Origin of the sequence: Streptomyces sp. NPDC007264, from assembly GCF_042869095.1 — a bacterium.
GTDB lineage: Bacteria > Actinomycetota > Actinomycetes > Streptomycetales > Streptomycetaceae > Streptomyces.
Map to the genome: position 1 here is coordinate 323902 of NZ_JBIAFD010000008.1, position 14050 is coordinate 337951.

The 14050-nt window shown below is 72.4% G+C and carries 13 protein-coding genes; 6 read left to right on the top strand and 7 right to left on the bottom strand.

The genetic code is table 11. From position 1 onward, the window contains the following. Positions 1-34 precede the first annotated feature (34 nt). Complete coding sequence (locus ACFYMU_RS16885) at positions 35-712, bottom strand: peroxiredoxin (RefSeq protein WP_388373454.1); 678 nt, start codon at positions 710-712, stop codon at positions 35-37. 330 nt (positions 713-1042) lie between these two features. Here ACFYMU_RS16885 and ACFYMU_RS16890 point away from each other — a divergent pair, with 330 nt between their 5' ends. From ACFYMU_RS16890 to ACFYMU_RS16905, 4 genes are all read left to right on the top strand, one after another. Continuing rightward, positions 1043-1495: an OsmC family protein gene (locus ACFYMU_RS16890; protein ID WP_388373456.1), complete on the top strand. Its 453-nt coding sequence runs from the start codon at positions 1043-1045 to the stop codon at positions 1493-1495. Beyond that, positions 1492-3243, top strand: coding sequence for an aminotransferase class V-fold PLP-dependent enzyme (locus ACFYMU_RS16895; RefSeq protein ID WP_388373458.1), 1752 nt, complete (start codon positions 1492-1494; stop codon positions 3241-3243). Before ACFYMU_RS16890 ends, ACFYMU_RS16895 begins: the two co-directional genes overlap by 4 nt. After that, on the top strand, positions 3225-3596 hold the full coding sequence (trxA, locus tag ACFYMU_RS16900) for a thioredoxin (protein ID WP_388373460.1): 372 nt from the start codon (positions 3225-3227) through the stop codon (positions 3594-3596). Before ACFYMU_RS16895 ends, trxA begins: the two co-directional genes overlap by 19 nt. A gap of 114 nt (positions 3597-3710) precedes the next feature. Beyond that, positions 3711-3998 carry a metal-sensitive transcriptional regulator gene (locus tag ACFYMU_RS16905; protein ID WP_388373461.1) on the top strand — a complete coding sequence of 96 codons (288 nt, stop codon included), beginning with the start codon at positions 3711-3713 and terminating at the stop codon, positions 3996-3998. A gap of 218 nt (positions 3999-4216) precedes the next feature. On the opposite strand, the gene ACFYMU_RS16910 is transcribed toward ACFYMU_RS16905, so the two are convergent. From ACFYMU_RS16910 to ACFYMU_RS16930, 5 genes are all read right to left on the bottom strand, one after another. Further along, on the bottom strand, positions 4217-7051 hold the full coding sequence (locus tag ACFYMU_RS16910) for a type 2 lanthipeptide synthetase LanM family protein (RefSeq protein WP_388373463.1): 2835 nt from the start codon (positions 7049-7051) through the stop codon (positions 4217-4219). 226 nt (positions 7052-7277) lie between these two features. After that, entirely contained in the window at positions 7278-7478 is a 201-nt protein-coding gene (locus ACFYMU_RS16915) for a DUF6229 family protein (protein WP_388373465.1), read from the bottom strand. 377 nt (positions 7479-7855) lie between these two features. Further along, a complete protein-coding gene (locus ACFYMU_RS16920) occupies positions 7856-8425 on the bottom strand; it encodes a hypothetical protein (protein WP_388373467.1) in 570 nt (189 codons plus the stop codon). Between the two features lie 3 nt (positions 8426-8428). Then, a complete protein-coding gene (gene ctaD, locus ACFYMU_RS16925) occupies positions 8429-10072 on the bottom strand; it encodes a cytochrome c oxidase subunit I (RefSeq protein ID WP_388373536.1) in 1644 nt (547 codons plus the stop codon). 252 nt (positions 10073-10324) lie between these two features. Next, positions 10325-10984 carry a vitamin K epoxide reductase family protein gene (locus ACFYMU_RS16930; RefSeq protein ID WP_388373469.1) on the bottom strand — a complete coding sequence of 220 codons (660 nt, stop codon included), beginning with the start codon at positions 10982-10984 and terminating at the stop codon, positions 10325-10327. Between the two features lie 627 nt (positions 10985-11611). On the opposite strand from ACFYMU_RS16930, the gene ACFYMU_RS16935 reads away from it, so the two are divergent. Together ACFYMU_RS16935 and ACFYMU_RS16940 are read left to right on the top strand one after the other, a co-directional pair. After that, positions 11612-12109, top strand: a complete 498-nt coding sequence (locus tag ACFYMU_RS16935) for a hypothetical protein (RefSeq protein ID WP_388373471.1) — start codon at positions 11612-11614, stop codon at positions 12107-12109. After that, complete coding sequence (locus tag ACFYMU_RS16940) at positions 12106-12528, top strand: pyridoxamine 5'-phosphate oxidase family protein (protein WP_388373473.1); 423 nt, start codon at positions 12106-12108, stop codon at positions 12526-12528. The genes ACFYMU_RS16935 and ACFYMU_RS16940 overlap by 4 nt, the downstream gene beginning before the upstream one ends. 36 nt (positions 12529-12564) lie before the next feature. On the opposite strand, the gene ACFYMU_RS16945 is transcribed toward ACFYMU_RS16940, so the two are convergent. Next, entirely contained in the window at positions 12565-13803 is a 1239-nt protein-coding gene (locus ACFYMU_RS16945) for a PP2C family protein-serine/threonine phosphatase (RefSeq protein WP_388373475.1), read from the bottom strand. Positions 13804-14050: the final 247 nt, after the last annotated feature.

A 14050-nucleotide genomic window follows, 5' to 3' on the forward strand; every position in this document is an offset into this window, starting at 1 on the left:
CCGCCGCGCCGTACGGTCCTGACCGCCGTCCGGGTCAGGCGGCCGTCCCGGGCTTCCAGGCCAGGTACCAGTCGGTGAGCTTGACGCCGCCGTCGGCCAGCCGGGCATCCAGCTCCGCCTGGGTCTTCGGGGCCCCGAGGACCACGTCCTCGCCGGGCCGCCAGTTGGCCGGGCAGGAGACGCCGTCGCGGTCGGAGGTCTGCAGGGCGTCGAGGAGCCGCAGGAGCTCGGGGATCATCCGGCCGGCGTTCATCGGGTAGTAGAGGACCGCTCGCACGGTCTGCTCCGGATCGATGACGAAGACCGCTCGCACGGCGGCGGTGCCCGACGTGTTCGGGTGGAGCATGCCGTACGCGCGCGAGACGCCCGTGTCCAGGTCGGCGATGATCGGGAACGGGATGCGCACCCCCAGCTTCTCCTCGATCGCCCGGGTCCAGGCGAGGTGGCTGTGCACCGAGTCGACGGAGTTGCCGAGCAGGGCGGCGCCCCGGGCGGCGAACTCGTCGGCGAGTTCCGTGAAGGCGACGAACTCGGTCGTGCACACCGGGGTGAAGTCCGCGGGGTGGCTGAAGAGCACGAGCCACCGGCCGGCGTAGTCGGTCAGCCGTACCGGCCCATGGGTGGAGTCGGCCTCGAAGTACGGTGCCTTGTCGCCGATGAGCGGCAGAGTGGCCCGGGTCTCGGACGAGGCCTGCTGTTCGGAGACGGTCATCGGACGGTCCTCCTGGACGATGACAACAACGTATGCACCCGAGGGTATTTTCCCGTCCCGGCGCAACGGGGGGCCGTTCGGCCCCACTGTCGCACCGCTCGGCCCTTGTGCGGGCGGCCGCCGCCCACGCCCGGGGCGCGCCCGAGGCGGGGCCGGCCGTGCGGTACGGCCCCGACCACCGCGAAAAATACCCCGTAGGGTATGTCATCGCCGTAGTCCCATCCAGGACCGAACGGCCCCGTTCACACCCCATCGGCCCCTCCGCCGGGCGCCCCCTCCCGCGTTTCACTGATCCCGGAAGCAGTCGACGCCGACGAGGAGGACCCAGCCATGACAGGCGCACCATCGGGGACCACCGGCGCGCGTGGGACGCGGGAGGCGGACGCGCACGGCTTCGAGGTCACCCATGTCGACGCGGACGCGTACGCCGTGGACGTCCGCGGTCACCGGATCCTGGTCGACCAGCCCACGGAGGCGGGCGGCGCCGACAGCGCGCCGACACCGACCGAGCTGTTCGCCGCGTCCCTGGCCACCTGTGTGGCCTTCTACGCGGGCCGCTATCTCCACCGCCACGGTCTGGACCGCGCGGGGCTGCGGGTCCGCACGGAGTACACCATGGCCACCGACCGGCCGGCCCGCGTCGCCGCGGTCCGCGTCACCGTGGTCCCGCCGCCCGGACTGCCCGACGAGCGCCGCGCCGCCCTCCTCGCGGTCGCCTCGCACTGCACGGTCCACAACACGCTCCAGCAGCCGCCCGAGGTCGACATCGAGCTGGCGCCATGAGCGCCTCGGCACCCCCGCCCGCGTCGCCTCTGGTGGCGCGCGTCCGCCGCGGGCTCATCGGAGACGACGAGGTCCTCGACGGGCCGTACGGCCCGCAGCGCATCGTCTACGCCGACTACACCGCGTCCGGCCGCTCCCTCGACTTCATCGAGGACTTCGTGCGCGAGCAGGTGCTGCCGCGCTACGGCAACACCCACACCGAGAGCTCCACCACCGGCCTGCAGACGACCCGGCTGCGGGAGGACGCCCGCCACATCATCCGCGACGTGGTCGGGGGCACCGACGACGATCTCGTGATCTTCTGCGGTTCGGGCGCCACCGCCGCGGTCAACAAGCTGGTCGGCATCCTGGGGCTGCGGCGCCCGGAGGCACCGCCGCCTGCCGAGCGGCCGGTGGTGTTCGTCGGCCCGTACGAGCACCACTCCAACGAACTGCCCTGGCGCGAGTCGATCGCCGACGTCGTGGTCATCGAGGAGGACGCCGACGGCCACATCGACCTCGGCCGGCTCGAGACGGAGCTGCGGCGGTACGCCGACCGGCCGTTGCGCATCGGCAGCTTCTCCGCCGCCTCCAACGTCACGGGGATCCTGACCGACACCGACCGCATCGCACGCCTGCTGCACGCGCACGGCGCCCTGTCCTTCTGGGACTACGCCGCCGCCGGCCCGTACGTGCCCATCCGCGTCGCCGAGAGCACCGCGGGCGCGGGGGACCACAAGGACGCCGTCTTCCTCTCGCCGCACAAGTTCGTGGGCGGGCCGCAGACCCCGGGTGTCCTCGTCGTACGGCGCGAACTCGTCCGCAACCGGGTGCCCACCGCCCCCGGCGGCGGCACGGTCGCGTTCGTCGGCCCCCTGGGCCACCGGTACCTCGACGATCCGGTGGCGCGTGAGGAGGGCGGCACCCCGGCGATCGTGGAGTCCATCCGCGCCGGACTGGTCTTCGCCCTCAAGCAGGCGGTCGGCACCGACACCATCCAGGCCGCCGAGGAGCGGCACTGGCGGACGGCCCTGGCGCGCTGGGACCGCGCCCCCGGCATCGAGATCCTCGGCAACCGCCACGCGCGGCGGCTGTCCATCGTCTCCTTCCGCATCCGGTACGGCGCGCACTCCTACCTGCACCACAACTACGTCGTCGCCCTGCTCAACGACCTCTTCGGCATCCAGGCCCGCGGCGGCTGCTCCTGCGCGGGCCCCTACGGACACCGCCTGCTCGCCATCAACGCGGCCTCCTCCCACGCACTGCTGGACGAGGTCACCCGCGGCTGCGACGGCATCAAGCCGGGCTGGGTCCGCCTCAACTTCAACTACTTCATCAGCGACACGGTCCGCGACTACCTGATCGACGCGGTGGAGCTGATCGCCGAGCACGGCCACCGGTTGCTGTCCGACTACCGCTTCGATCCCCGCACCGGGCAGTGGCGCCACCGCGGCGGCCCGGTCGATCCTCCGCTCCGGCTGACCGGCGCCTGCTGCACGGCCGACGGGCTCACGATGCCCGCCACCCCCCGCCGGCGGCTGGGCGAGGACGCGCTGGCAGGGCAGCTCACCCGCGCCCGCGCGCTGCTGACCGCCCGCTCCGGCATGCCCGACGAGGGACCCACCGGGCTGCCGGCCGACTTCGAGCGGATGCGGTGGTTTCCGCTGCCGCCGGTCTGCCTGGAACAAAACCGGCCGGCCGACGGTTGGGAAAAATACCCCACCGGGTATAGCGAAGGAGAACGGGCAGCATGCCGACCATCGAACTGACCAAGGACAACTTCGAGGAGACCGTGACCGGCTCGGAGATCGTGCTGATCGATTTCTGGGCGGCCTGGTGCGGACCGTGCCGCATGTTCTCCCCCGTCTACGAGAAGGCCGCGGAGCGCCACCCGGACATCGTGTTCGGCAAGGTCGACACCGAGGCGCAGCCGGAGCTCGCCGCGGCGTTCCGGATCTCCTCCATCCCCACCCTCATGGCCGTCCGCGACCGGACGATCCTCTACGCCCGGCCCGGCGCCCTCCCGCCGCAGGCGCTGGAGGAGCTCATCGGCAAGGTCCGGGAGGCGGACATGGAAGACCTGCGCCGCGAGGCGGCCGCACAGTCGGCGGAAGCGGGCTGAACCGACCCTGTGACCGACGGCCCCCTCCGGCACACGGGGGAGGCCGTCGACGACGCCGTACAATACCCCTAGGGGTATGAATGCTTTCCCCCTGGTGCGCTTCGAGGAGTGGTCATGGAACTGGATCTGGTGGACACGGACCTGAAGGCCGTGCTGAACCGGCTGCGCCGTGCGCAGGGTCAGATCTCCGGCGTGATCCGCATGATCGAGGAGGGCCGCGACTGCGAGGACGTCGTCATGCAGCTGGCCGCGGCCTCCCGCGCCCTGGACCGGGCCGGCTTCGCGATCATCGCCACCGGCCTCCAGCAGTGCGTCACCGGCATGGAATCCGGGCGCGCCGACGGCGAGAGCGTCGACGAGCTGCGCGCCCGCCTGGAGAAGCTGTTCCTGTCCCTGGCCTGAACCGCGCGACGGCACTCGCCGCGATCCCCGCCCCGGACGCCTCCGCCGATGCGCCGCGTGGACGCCGCACGGGCCCTGCTGCTGCGGGCCGCCGAGCTGCCCTCGCGATGAAACCCGCCCGCCCCGGGACACCTCCGTGAAGAGATCCCCGGGCATGGAGTTCCTCCGCTGCCGCCGGGACCGGCCGACCTCCCGGGGCGGGTCCGTACCCGGCGAGGTCAGTCGAGGAGCAGGGGATTGGGCAGGTCGGCCGCGGGATGCATGCGCAGGAGGGTGTGGAGGACGCCGGCGAGACCGGACATGAGGCTGGGTGAGAAGGCCTCGCGGGCCAGGCCGCCGACCGGGCCCCGCTGTTCGAGGCCGGTGAGGATCTCCGCGTCGAGATCCGGCCGGTCGCCGGAGTCCAGCGACGTGAGGAACTCCCACAGGCCGAGGTCGCCGTGGCACAGGGTGTGGCTCCAGCCGAAGCCTTCGGCGGCACAGGCGCGCGCGGCGCGCCGGGCCATGTCGAGGTGGGCGGGGTCGCCCGCGCGCCGGTACAGGTCGAGCATGCCGACACCGACCCCCGCGCTGCCGTGGCACCAGCTGGTGAAGAAGTCCTCCTCCGCGCCGACCCGCGCGTCGAGCCAGTTGCCGTGCCCGGGCTGCCAGAGGGACTCCTGGTAGGCGAAGGCCCGTTCGGCGAGGTGGCTCCAGGCGCGGCGGTCGGCGGCGGAACCCGCGTCGCTGAGGGCGAGCCTCGCCAGGGCCCAGCCGATGCCGGTGGCGCCGTGGGCGAAGCCGCCGATGCCCTCGGGGTTGAGCCGGGTCGTCCAGCGGGCACCGCTCGAGTCCTGGGTGGCCAGCCCGGCCAGCCGGCGTCCGATGTGCGCGGCGGCACCGAGCCAGCGGTCCTGCCCGGTCGCGGCGGCCAGGCCGAGCAGCGGGACGACGGCGCCGGCGGCTCCGTTGAGCAGGTCCACCTCGATGTCGTCCTCGACGAGCGGACCCCGGTCCAGCAGCAGGGCCCGTCCGGCCGCACGTTCCAGCAGCCGGTCCTCACCGAGCACCCGGTGCAGCGCCAGCCAGGTCCACACCTGGGACGCGGCGCCGCTGAACGCCCCGGCGGACGGCGTCGGCGTCAGGTCCTCGGTGCCGATCAGCACCCGCAGCGCGCCGTCGAAGGTCTCGGTGACGCCGGGCACTTCGTCGGCCCGGCCGGCCCGCACCTCGGTCAGGTACTCCGCGAGGGTCAGCGCCACCCCGCCCTGCCCGGTGTAGAGGTCGGCGGGCAGCACCCTGATGGACCATCCGGCCGGGGTGAACACCGGGCTGATCCAGGTGACCGTGCCGTCGTCGCCGCGTACCGCCCCGTCGCACAGCCGCCGGACCATCCTCGCGGCCAGGGCCCGGCGGCGCCGCTCCCCGTCCCGGGCGTGCGGATCTCGGGTGGGGGCCTGGACACGCGCGGGCAGCGAACGCTCGTTGAGGTAGGCGCCCACCAGGGCGTCCTGGATCACCGCCTCCTCCAGCGGCAGGTCGGCCGTGCGCCAGTCCTCGACGGTGACGCGTACGGCGGCCCGGTCCACGGTGAAGGTGAACATCGGTACGTCGCCGGCCAGCAGGTCCGCGATCTCGGCGTCGATGGCCGCGCGGTCGGTGGGTGCGCCGGGCAGCACCTCGGCGTTGCGCCGCAGGATGTCCCGGGCCCGCTCGACGGCCGCGGGCTCGTCGTGCAGCGACGCCGGGTGCCACAGCATCCGGCCGATGTCGACGTACGCCTGTGTCGGGCGCAGGATCCGGCGCGCCCGGGTGCCTTCGAAGCGGCGCAGCAGCCGGTACGGGTCCTCGCCGGGCCGGCGCAGGTGGGCGGTCATCTCCCGGAAGCCGGTCAGGATGCGGTCCCAGTAGGCGCTCAGCACCGGGGCGGGGCTGGGGTGGTTGCCCGCGGCGGGCATCGCGACCAGGTCCACCTGGAAGCGGGCCGCCGCGGTGCCGCCGTCCGCGATCACCGGGTTCGGGATCAGCGGCTGCTGGCCCGGCAGTGCCCCGACCCCGGAGATGTCCACCCCGCCGAGCGCGAAGCCGGTGCCGCGTACGGGCAGCAGTCCGGTCCGCAGCACGGTGCGGCGGATGGCCGCCGCCGCCACGTCCACCGCGTCGCCCCTGTTGCTGGGCGGGAAGGGGGCGGGGGCGTCGAAGAGGGTCTCGGCGTCCACGACCACCGGCACCGGACCGGCCGCGATCATGTTCTCGGCGTGCATGTCGGTGCCGCCGGTGAAGCGGAGAACGGCGAGCCAGTGCCCGATGCCGCGGTAGAACGCGGCGAGTTCGGCCTCGTCGGCGCAGTACCGGTGGTGGATGAACTCGGCCCAGCCGTAACCCTCGCGCGCCAGGGTCCGCGGCACCCGGATCCGCTCGTCCGGCGCCGGGGCCCCGGGGAAGTCCGCGAACAACTCGTCCAGCAGGCCGCCGAGTGCCAGGTCGGCCCCGGAGGGCCGGGGTTTGTACATGACGCTTCCGGAGACGAAGTCGACCCGGCTGACGGTCAGGCCGCCACGGTGGCTGTCGCCCGCGCCGAAGGTGACGGCACGTATCTCCCCGGCGGCTCCCGCCAGCAGCGGCCGGAGCAGGGCCCGGTCCGCGGCCAGCCGCTGCGCGAAGCCCGCCGTCGCCGCCAGCCACAGCCGCGCCACCGACGTGATCCGCGCACCGAGCGTCGGGTACCGGCCGGCCAGCCGGTCGAGGTAGCCCTTCTCGGCGGCCTGCTCGATGAACGCGGCCCAGGTGTCCGTGTCGGCCGCGGCCGCGGGGCTCCCGGGGGGCCGGACGCCGCCCGTCTCCAGGCGCAGCGCGTGGAGCTCGATCAGGAACAGGCGGGACAGCTTCGCGTGCAGGGACCTGACCAGGGCGGTGTGGCCCGCTTCCAGCACCACGTCCCGTTCCTCCCGGCCCAGGGCGCTGATGCCGGCCAGTCGCCGGGCCAGTTCCTCCCGCCATGGGCGGGCGGCGGCGCGTACGGGTGGGGTGAACCACTCCGCGTCGTACCCGTTCTCCAGCCCCGATCCGCTCACCGTCCGCCTTTCCCGTGCCGCCGTCCCGCGCCTTCCAGGGCGCGCGGAGGGAGCGCGGGGGACCGTTTCGCCGGCCCGGACGGCGCGGCCGTTCCCGGGTACGCGGGCGTCCCGGCCCGGCGCTGGTTCCCCACGCTCCTGCTGGTCGAACTCGAAGAAACCCCGCCCCGTGCAGGCACTCAGCGCTCAGCCACCCGCACCGGGGCCGTCGGACCGCCGTGGACGGTCAGCAGCAGAAACTGCCGTGCGAACCGCTCGGGCTGGAGCAGAAGCCGTAGAGCGAGTCGCTCGGGTCGATCAGCGCGGCCTCGGCCGCCGTGCCGCCGACGTAGAGGGGGCCGGCAGGGTTGGACTGGCCGTAGGCGCTCTCGGCGCCCGACAGCCAGGCTTCGATCACGGTGGAGTGGGACACGCGGGTCTGGGGCATGGGTGGCCTCCGGACGTAGGGGTTCGGGCGGATTGCCCAGCCCTGAGTATCGCGGTCCGCGAACACACGTCAGATGACCCGATTCGGCCACGTTCCTGAGGGCTTCCTGGGACGCCGTGCCACTCGTGGGTCGGATGGGAGGGTGCGCGGGGCGCACGACGGCGCCTGCCGCGCATGGGGAGGCTCCGGCGCGCGGTTGGGCAGGGGCGCGGAGCGTGGCGGGAAGTGCCCTGCTGAACGGCTTCCTCGCCGATCCGGCCCCGAGCCGCGGCCGGCCGTCGTCTCGGGGAGGCGGGCCGAGGGCGCCTGCGCGGCGGGGTCAGGACATGCGGGAACCCCGTGGGCGGAACGTCACGCCCGGCGGGGTTCCCAGGACTCTACCGTGTGGGCGGGGCGTGACCCGTCGCCGTGCGGCGGCGGGTCACGCGGGTGCGGGTGACCGCGATGGTGAGGAAGAGTCCGATCACGACGGCCGGAGCGACCGCGGCCGTCAGCCAGTCATGGCCGTCCTCGGGTGGCGCGGCCATCAGCAGGGTCGCGACGGCCACGGAGAGGACCAGCCCCGTACCGAGGAGGGCCGCGACGGTGTACGGGGACGGGCCCGGCTCCCGGCCGGAGCCGGGGGCGAAGTGGCGCAGGGTCGCCCATTGACGGGCGGCCTCGCGCTCCTCACGCTTGCGCTGCACCCCGGCGCGTGTCCACAGGCCCGCCGTGACGCCCGTACCCACGCCGGTCACGACGGCGATCACCCATCCGGTCGCGTTCGCGACCAGCAGCGGGGCGAGGGAGGCGACCGTGCCCCAACCGGTCAGGCAGGCCGCCGCCGCGATGCGGCGGGAGTCGGGACGGTCGGCCCCCGCACGCAGATCCGCGAGGGCGGGCAGGTACCAGACGGCACCGGCGAGGGTCAGCACGGCGACGCCCAGGGCCAGGACGGCATGGGACATGGCCTACCTCGATGCCTCGAGCGCGCGGACCTCCGGGTGGTGCAGGTCGAACGCCGGCGACTCGGACCGGATCTGGGGCAGCGCCGTGAAGTTGTGCCGCGGCGGCGGGCAGGAGGTGGCCCACTCCAGCGAACGCCCGTAGCCCCACGGGTCGTCGACCTCGACGCGCTTGCCGTACTTGGCGGTCTTCCAGACGTTGTAGAAGAACGGCAGCATCGACAGACCGAGCAGGAACGACCCGATGGTGGAGACCGTGTTGAGCGCGGTGAAGCCGTCGGCCGCCAGGTAGTCGGCGTACCGGCGCGGCATGCCCTCGACACCCAGCCAGTGCTGGACCAGGAACGTCAGGTTGAAGCCGACCGTGAGCGTCCAGAAGGTGATCTTGCCGAGGCGCTCGTCCAGCATCTTGCCGGTGAACTTGGGCCACCAGAAGTGGAACGCGGCGAACACCGCGTAGACCACCACGCCGAACAGCGTGTAGTGGAAGTGCGCGACGACGAAGTACGTGTCGGACACGTGGAAGTCGAGCGGCGGCGAGGCCAGCATGACGCCGGTCACACCACCGAAGACGAAGGTGACCAGGAAGCCGGTCGCATACAGCATCGGCGTCTCGAAGGACAGGCTGCCCTGCCACATGGTGCCGATCCAGTTGAAGAACTTCACACCGGTCGGTACCGCGATGAGGAACGTCATGAACGAGAAGAACGGCAGGAGCACACCGCCCGTGACGTACATGTGGTGCGCCCACACCGACATGCTCAGGCCGGCGATCGAGATCGTCGCTCCGATCAGGCCCATGTAGCCGAACATCGGCTTGCGGGAGAAGACGGGGATGATCTCGGAGACGACGCCGAAGAACGGCAACGCCAGGATGTAGACCTCGGGGTGGCCGAAGAACCAGAACAGGTGCTGCCACAGCAACGCCCCGCCGTTGGCGGGGTCGAAGATGTGGCTGCCGAACCTGCGGTCCAGCTCCAGCCCGAACAGCGCAGCCGCCAGGACGGGGAAGACCAGCAGCACCAGGACGCCGGTGAGCAGCACGTTCCAGGTGAAGATCGGCATGCGGAACATGGTCAGGCCCGGCGCACGCATGCAGATGATCGTGGTGATGAAGTTGACCGCGCCGAGGATCGAGCCGAAGCCGGAGAGCGCCACGCCCATGATCCAGAAGTCGGCGCCGAGGCCCGGCGAGTGGACGGCGTCCGACAGCGGGGCGTACAGGAACCACCCGAAGTCGGCCGCGCCGTCAGGGGTGAAGAAACCGGCCGCTGCGATCGAGGAGCCGAACAGGAACAGCCAGTAGGCGAGCATGTTCAGCCGCGGGAACGCCACGTCCGGCGATCCGATCTGCAGCGGCATGATCCAGTTCGCGAGGCCGGTGAACATCGGCATCGCGAACAGCAGCAGCATGATCGAGCCGTGCATGGTGAAGGCCTGGTTGAACTGCTCGTTCGACATGATCTGCAGGCCGGGCCGGGCCAGTTCCGCGCGCATCACCAGGGCCAGCAGACCGCCGACGATGAAGAAGATGAACGCGCTGACCAGATACATCGTCCCGATCTTCTTGTGATCGGTGGTTGTCAGCCATTCCACCCAGGACGGCCTGCTCGGCGTGTGTCCGGTGGATCCGGTCGGCTCGTGGAGCACCGCGGGTGTCCCCGCCTCCTCCGAGCTCGCTATGTGTCTTGTCTGTACCTCGTCCACCGGACGGTGTCCTCCCCATCGGTTCGTATCGCCGACGAGCCGGGAAGTGCCGTGGTGCGGGAAAGGACGACGCGGCGCCTCCCGGCCGCCGCCACATGATCGTCCGACGGGCCCGGGTGCCCGATAGGGCCGAACAGTCCCAGCAGTGACCTGCACATGGGCCGAACGGCCCTGTTCGGAGGGCCGGCGCCCGTTTCAGAGCAGCGTCTGCCAGTAGGACCAGAAACGGGTCGTGATCAGCATCACGATACTGAGGTACCAGGCCACCGGTACGGCCCAGTGGAACTCTTGCGCGCCGGCGACGACGCCACGCGGAGCCGGGACGATCCCGTGCCGGAGGTTGTGCACGGTCGTGTACCAGAACATCGCGATGGTGGCCGCCCAGGCCAGGCAGCACCACAGGCACAGAGCGCCGATCTCGTACAGCGCCTGGGACATCAGCCACATGCAGAAGCCGGCGCCCACCAGCGTGCCCAGGTTCAGCCCGAGCCAGAACCAGCGGCGGAAACGGGCCCCGGCCAGCAGGGCGAAGCCGACCGCCGAGACCACCGGGTAGGCGATCAGGCCGGCCAGCGGGTTGGGGAATCCGAAGACGGACGCCTGGTCGCTGCGCATCACGTTCGAGCACGACACCACGGGGCTGAGGTTGCAGGACGGCGAGAAGGCCGGGTCCTGGAGCAGCTCGAACTTGTCGATGGTGATGACGAAGGAGGCGAGGACGCCGAGGGCGCCCGTCACGATCAGCAGCCAGGCCAGGGCACGCCCGGCGCCGATCGTCCCCCGGGACGTGATGTCCCGCCGGTCTGCCTCCCGGTCGTCGGTGGTGCGGGGCGGGGTGGTGCTGCTGGTCGTCATAAGGCTCGGTCCGCCTTGCTGGTGTTCCGGGTGGGCTCCGGGCCCACGGTGGCTGGGGAACGGGCCGGGCGGGGAGTCGGGGGGACCGCGTTCCGCGCGTAGACCGCCGCGTCCATCGCTCCACCCGTCTCCCCGCCCGCGGGGGCTTCCTGTCGGTCCTCGCGCCTCATGGCCCGTCCTTGCCGTACCGGTGCGGTACCGCCGTCCCGGCCCGGGGGCGGCGGCTCCGGCCCGGGTTGCCGGGCGGGGCCGCGGCGCCAGTGAAGTCGGTGCGTCGCCGCCGCGACAAGGGCCGAAGGGCCCCGACTCCAGGGCGGGACGGGCCGTCGTCCGCCAGCCGTCCGGCGGTTGACATACCGGGGCATTCCGGGGTGTTCAGCGCCCGGGGCACAGGTACCCGCCTCCGCACAAGAGCCATGCGGTCCCTCATTCGGCCCGGCCGGCCCTGGCATGCCGCAGCACACCTGTTGACGATCACCTCATGCTCGCGGTCGCGTCCGCTCCCGCAGGCGCCCGCCCACGGGACCGGCGGGCCCACGCGCCTTGCGCGCTGCTCGAAAGCCTCTTCCATCAGGAAGTCGGACGTCGTCATGACCGCCGTGCGGTCGGAAGAAAGGACAGGCAGGAGTGATCGCTGTCGTGGGACATCCCGATCTCACCGTGCCGACGCTCACGCTGCTCGAAGAGGAACTGCGCGCCCGGCTGGCCGAGTTCGCACGGGCGGGCAAGGCCGGGCTGGTGCGTGCCGGTCATGGCCTGCCGCTCGCGTTCGGACGTGCCGCCCGCAAGGCGGGGATGGCCCTGGTGACCGTGCTCCCGGCGCGCAACGGCGTACCCGCCCAGCTCGCCGAGCCCGATCGCAAGGCCGCCGGTGAACTGCTGCTCCTCTCCGAACAGGTGCGGTTGCTGGAATACGATCCGGCGGACCGGGGTGCCTGCGTGGGCGCGGACGAGAACCTGCTGCGCTCCTGCGTCCGGCTGCTGGCGGTGTGGGACGGCTCCCCGTCCAACGGCCGGGACGCGACGGCCCACCTGGTGGCCTTCGCCCGCAGCCACGGCGTCGACGTCGAGGTCCTGTGGCCCGACGGCGCCGAACACGTCGCCACCTGCCGGGAGGCGTCATGACCGTCCCGTCCTTCCCCCACCGCTCCCGCATGCTGGAACTGGACCGGCAGGAGTCGCTGAAGCTGCTGGCGGACGTGCCGATGGGGCGGGTGGGCTTCACCCACCAGGCCCTTCCGGTGATCCGCCCGGTCAACCACCTCGTCACCGACGACGGCGACGTCGTCATCCGCACGCACGCCGGAGCCGCCCTGCTCAGCAGCGCGTCCGCGTCCCAGGTGGTGGTGTACGAGGCGGACCAGATCGACCCGCACACCCGCACCGGGTGGAGCGTCATGGTCACCGGCCGGGCGAGCCGTCTGACGGAGCCGCAGGCACTGTCCCGCTACCACGCCCGGCTCACGCCGTGGGTGGACCGGGAGATGGAGCACATGGTGCTGATCCAGGCCGAGCTGGTGACCGGGTACCGTCTGACGCAGTGAGGGCGGCGCCCTCCCCCGGAGCGGCCGCCGGCGGTGTCACAGCCGCACCACGACCAGGGCGATGTCGTCGCGGGCCCCGCCGGCCACGCCCAGCTGGGCCAGCAGCGCGTCGGCCAGGCGCTCCGGGCTGAGGGTGCAGTGGCGGCCGAGCACGTCCGTCAGCCGGCGCAGACCGGCGTCGATGTCCTCCCCCCGGCGCTCGATCAGCCCGTCCGTGTAGACCACGAGCGTGTCCCCGGGGGTGTACGTCTGCACGGCCTGCGGACGGGGGATGTGCTGGGGCCGGGCCCCCAGCGGCGGATCGGTGGCCTGGTCCAGCAGATCGCAGCCGCCGTCCGGGTGCATCAGGACCGCGGGCGGGTGGCCGGCGTTGCTGTAGATGATCAGGCAGCTGTTGGTGTCGACCAACGCCTTGACGGCCGTCGTGTTCAGCGCGCCCTCGACCGACCGGGCGTACAGGCCCAGGACCTCCAGGGCCTGCGAGGGCCGCTCCAGTGCGCGGATGGCGGCGCTCAGCGCGCTGCGGAGCATGCCCATGACGGCGGCGGCCTCCAGGCCGTGGCCGACCACGTCGCCCACCGCCACCGCGAAACGGCCGCCCGGCAGGTCGACCACGTCGTACCAGTCGCCGCACACGTTGAGCGAACCGGTGGCGGGCAGGTAGCGCACCGCGACGTTCTCGTGCTGGGCCAGGTCGGGCGACTGGAGCATGGCCTCCTGCAGGGCGACCGCCACCTGGCGCTCCCGGGTGTGGGCCTGCCGCAGCTCCTCGTTCAGCCGCTGCAGCTCGCGCGCCCGCGCGTACAGCTCGGCCTCCAGTGCCTCCCGCTCGGTCAGCTGCTTCGAGGGGGGCCCGCCCGGGCTGCTGTGGGTCTGGACGTACGCCGTCACGTCCTCCACCCGGTGGATGATCCACGCCACGCTCCCGTCCGGTCTGAGGATCGGCGTGTTGATCGGGGACCACCAGCGCTCCTCGAACGCGCCGGAGAAGCCCGCCAGGGGGATGTCGTACTTCTGCAGGGCCATCGTGTCGGGCTCCCGGGTGGTCAGGACCCGGTGCAGCGAGGCGTTCAGATTCCGCACCCCGTCGGCCTCCGGATCGGCCGGGTTGTCCGGGAACGCCTCGAAGATGTGCTGCCCGACGAGGTCCTCACGGGTGCGCCTGGTCGCGTCCAGGTAGGCCTGGTTCACCTCGACGATCACCAGGTCCGGGCCCAGCACCAGGTAGGGGCTCGGTGTGGCGGCGAAGAGTGCCGCGTAGTCCAGCCCGGGCATCGTCACCGTCTCCCTTCCCGTCCCTCCCCTGCGGGCCAGCCGTCTCCCTTCACGCTACGGTCCGCCCAGGTCGGCCGCCCACCGGGCGCCGTCCGCCGGCCCCGGCACCCGTTGAGACGCCCGGCCGGGGCACACGTACGAGTCCGTATGGCAACCACCGCAGTCCCGTCCCCGGTCCCTCCCGCGCCTTGCCCGGCGTGTCAGCCGCCGTCCCCGCGCCCGCAACCTCGCGTTGGTGCGGCCTGGG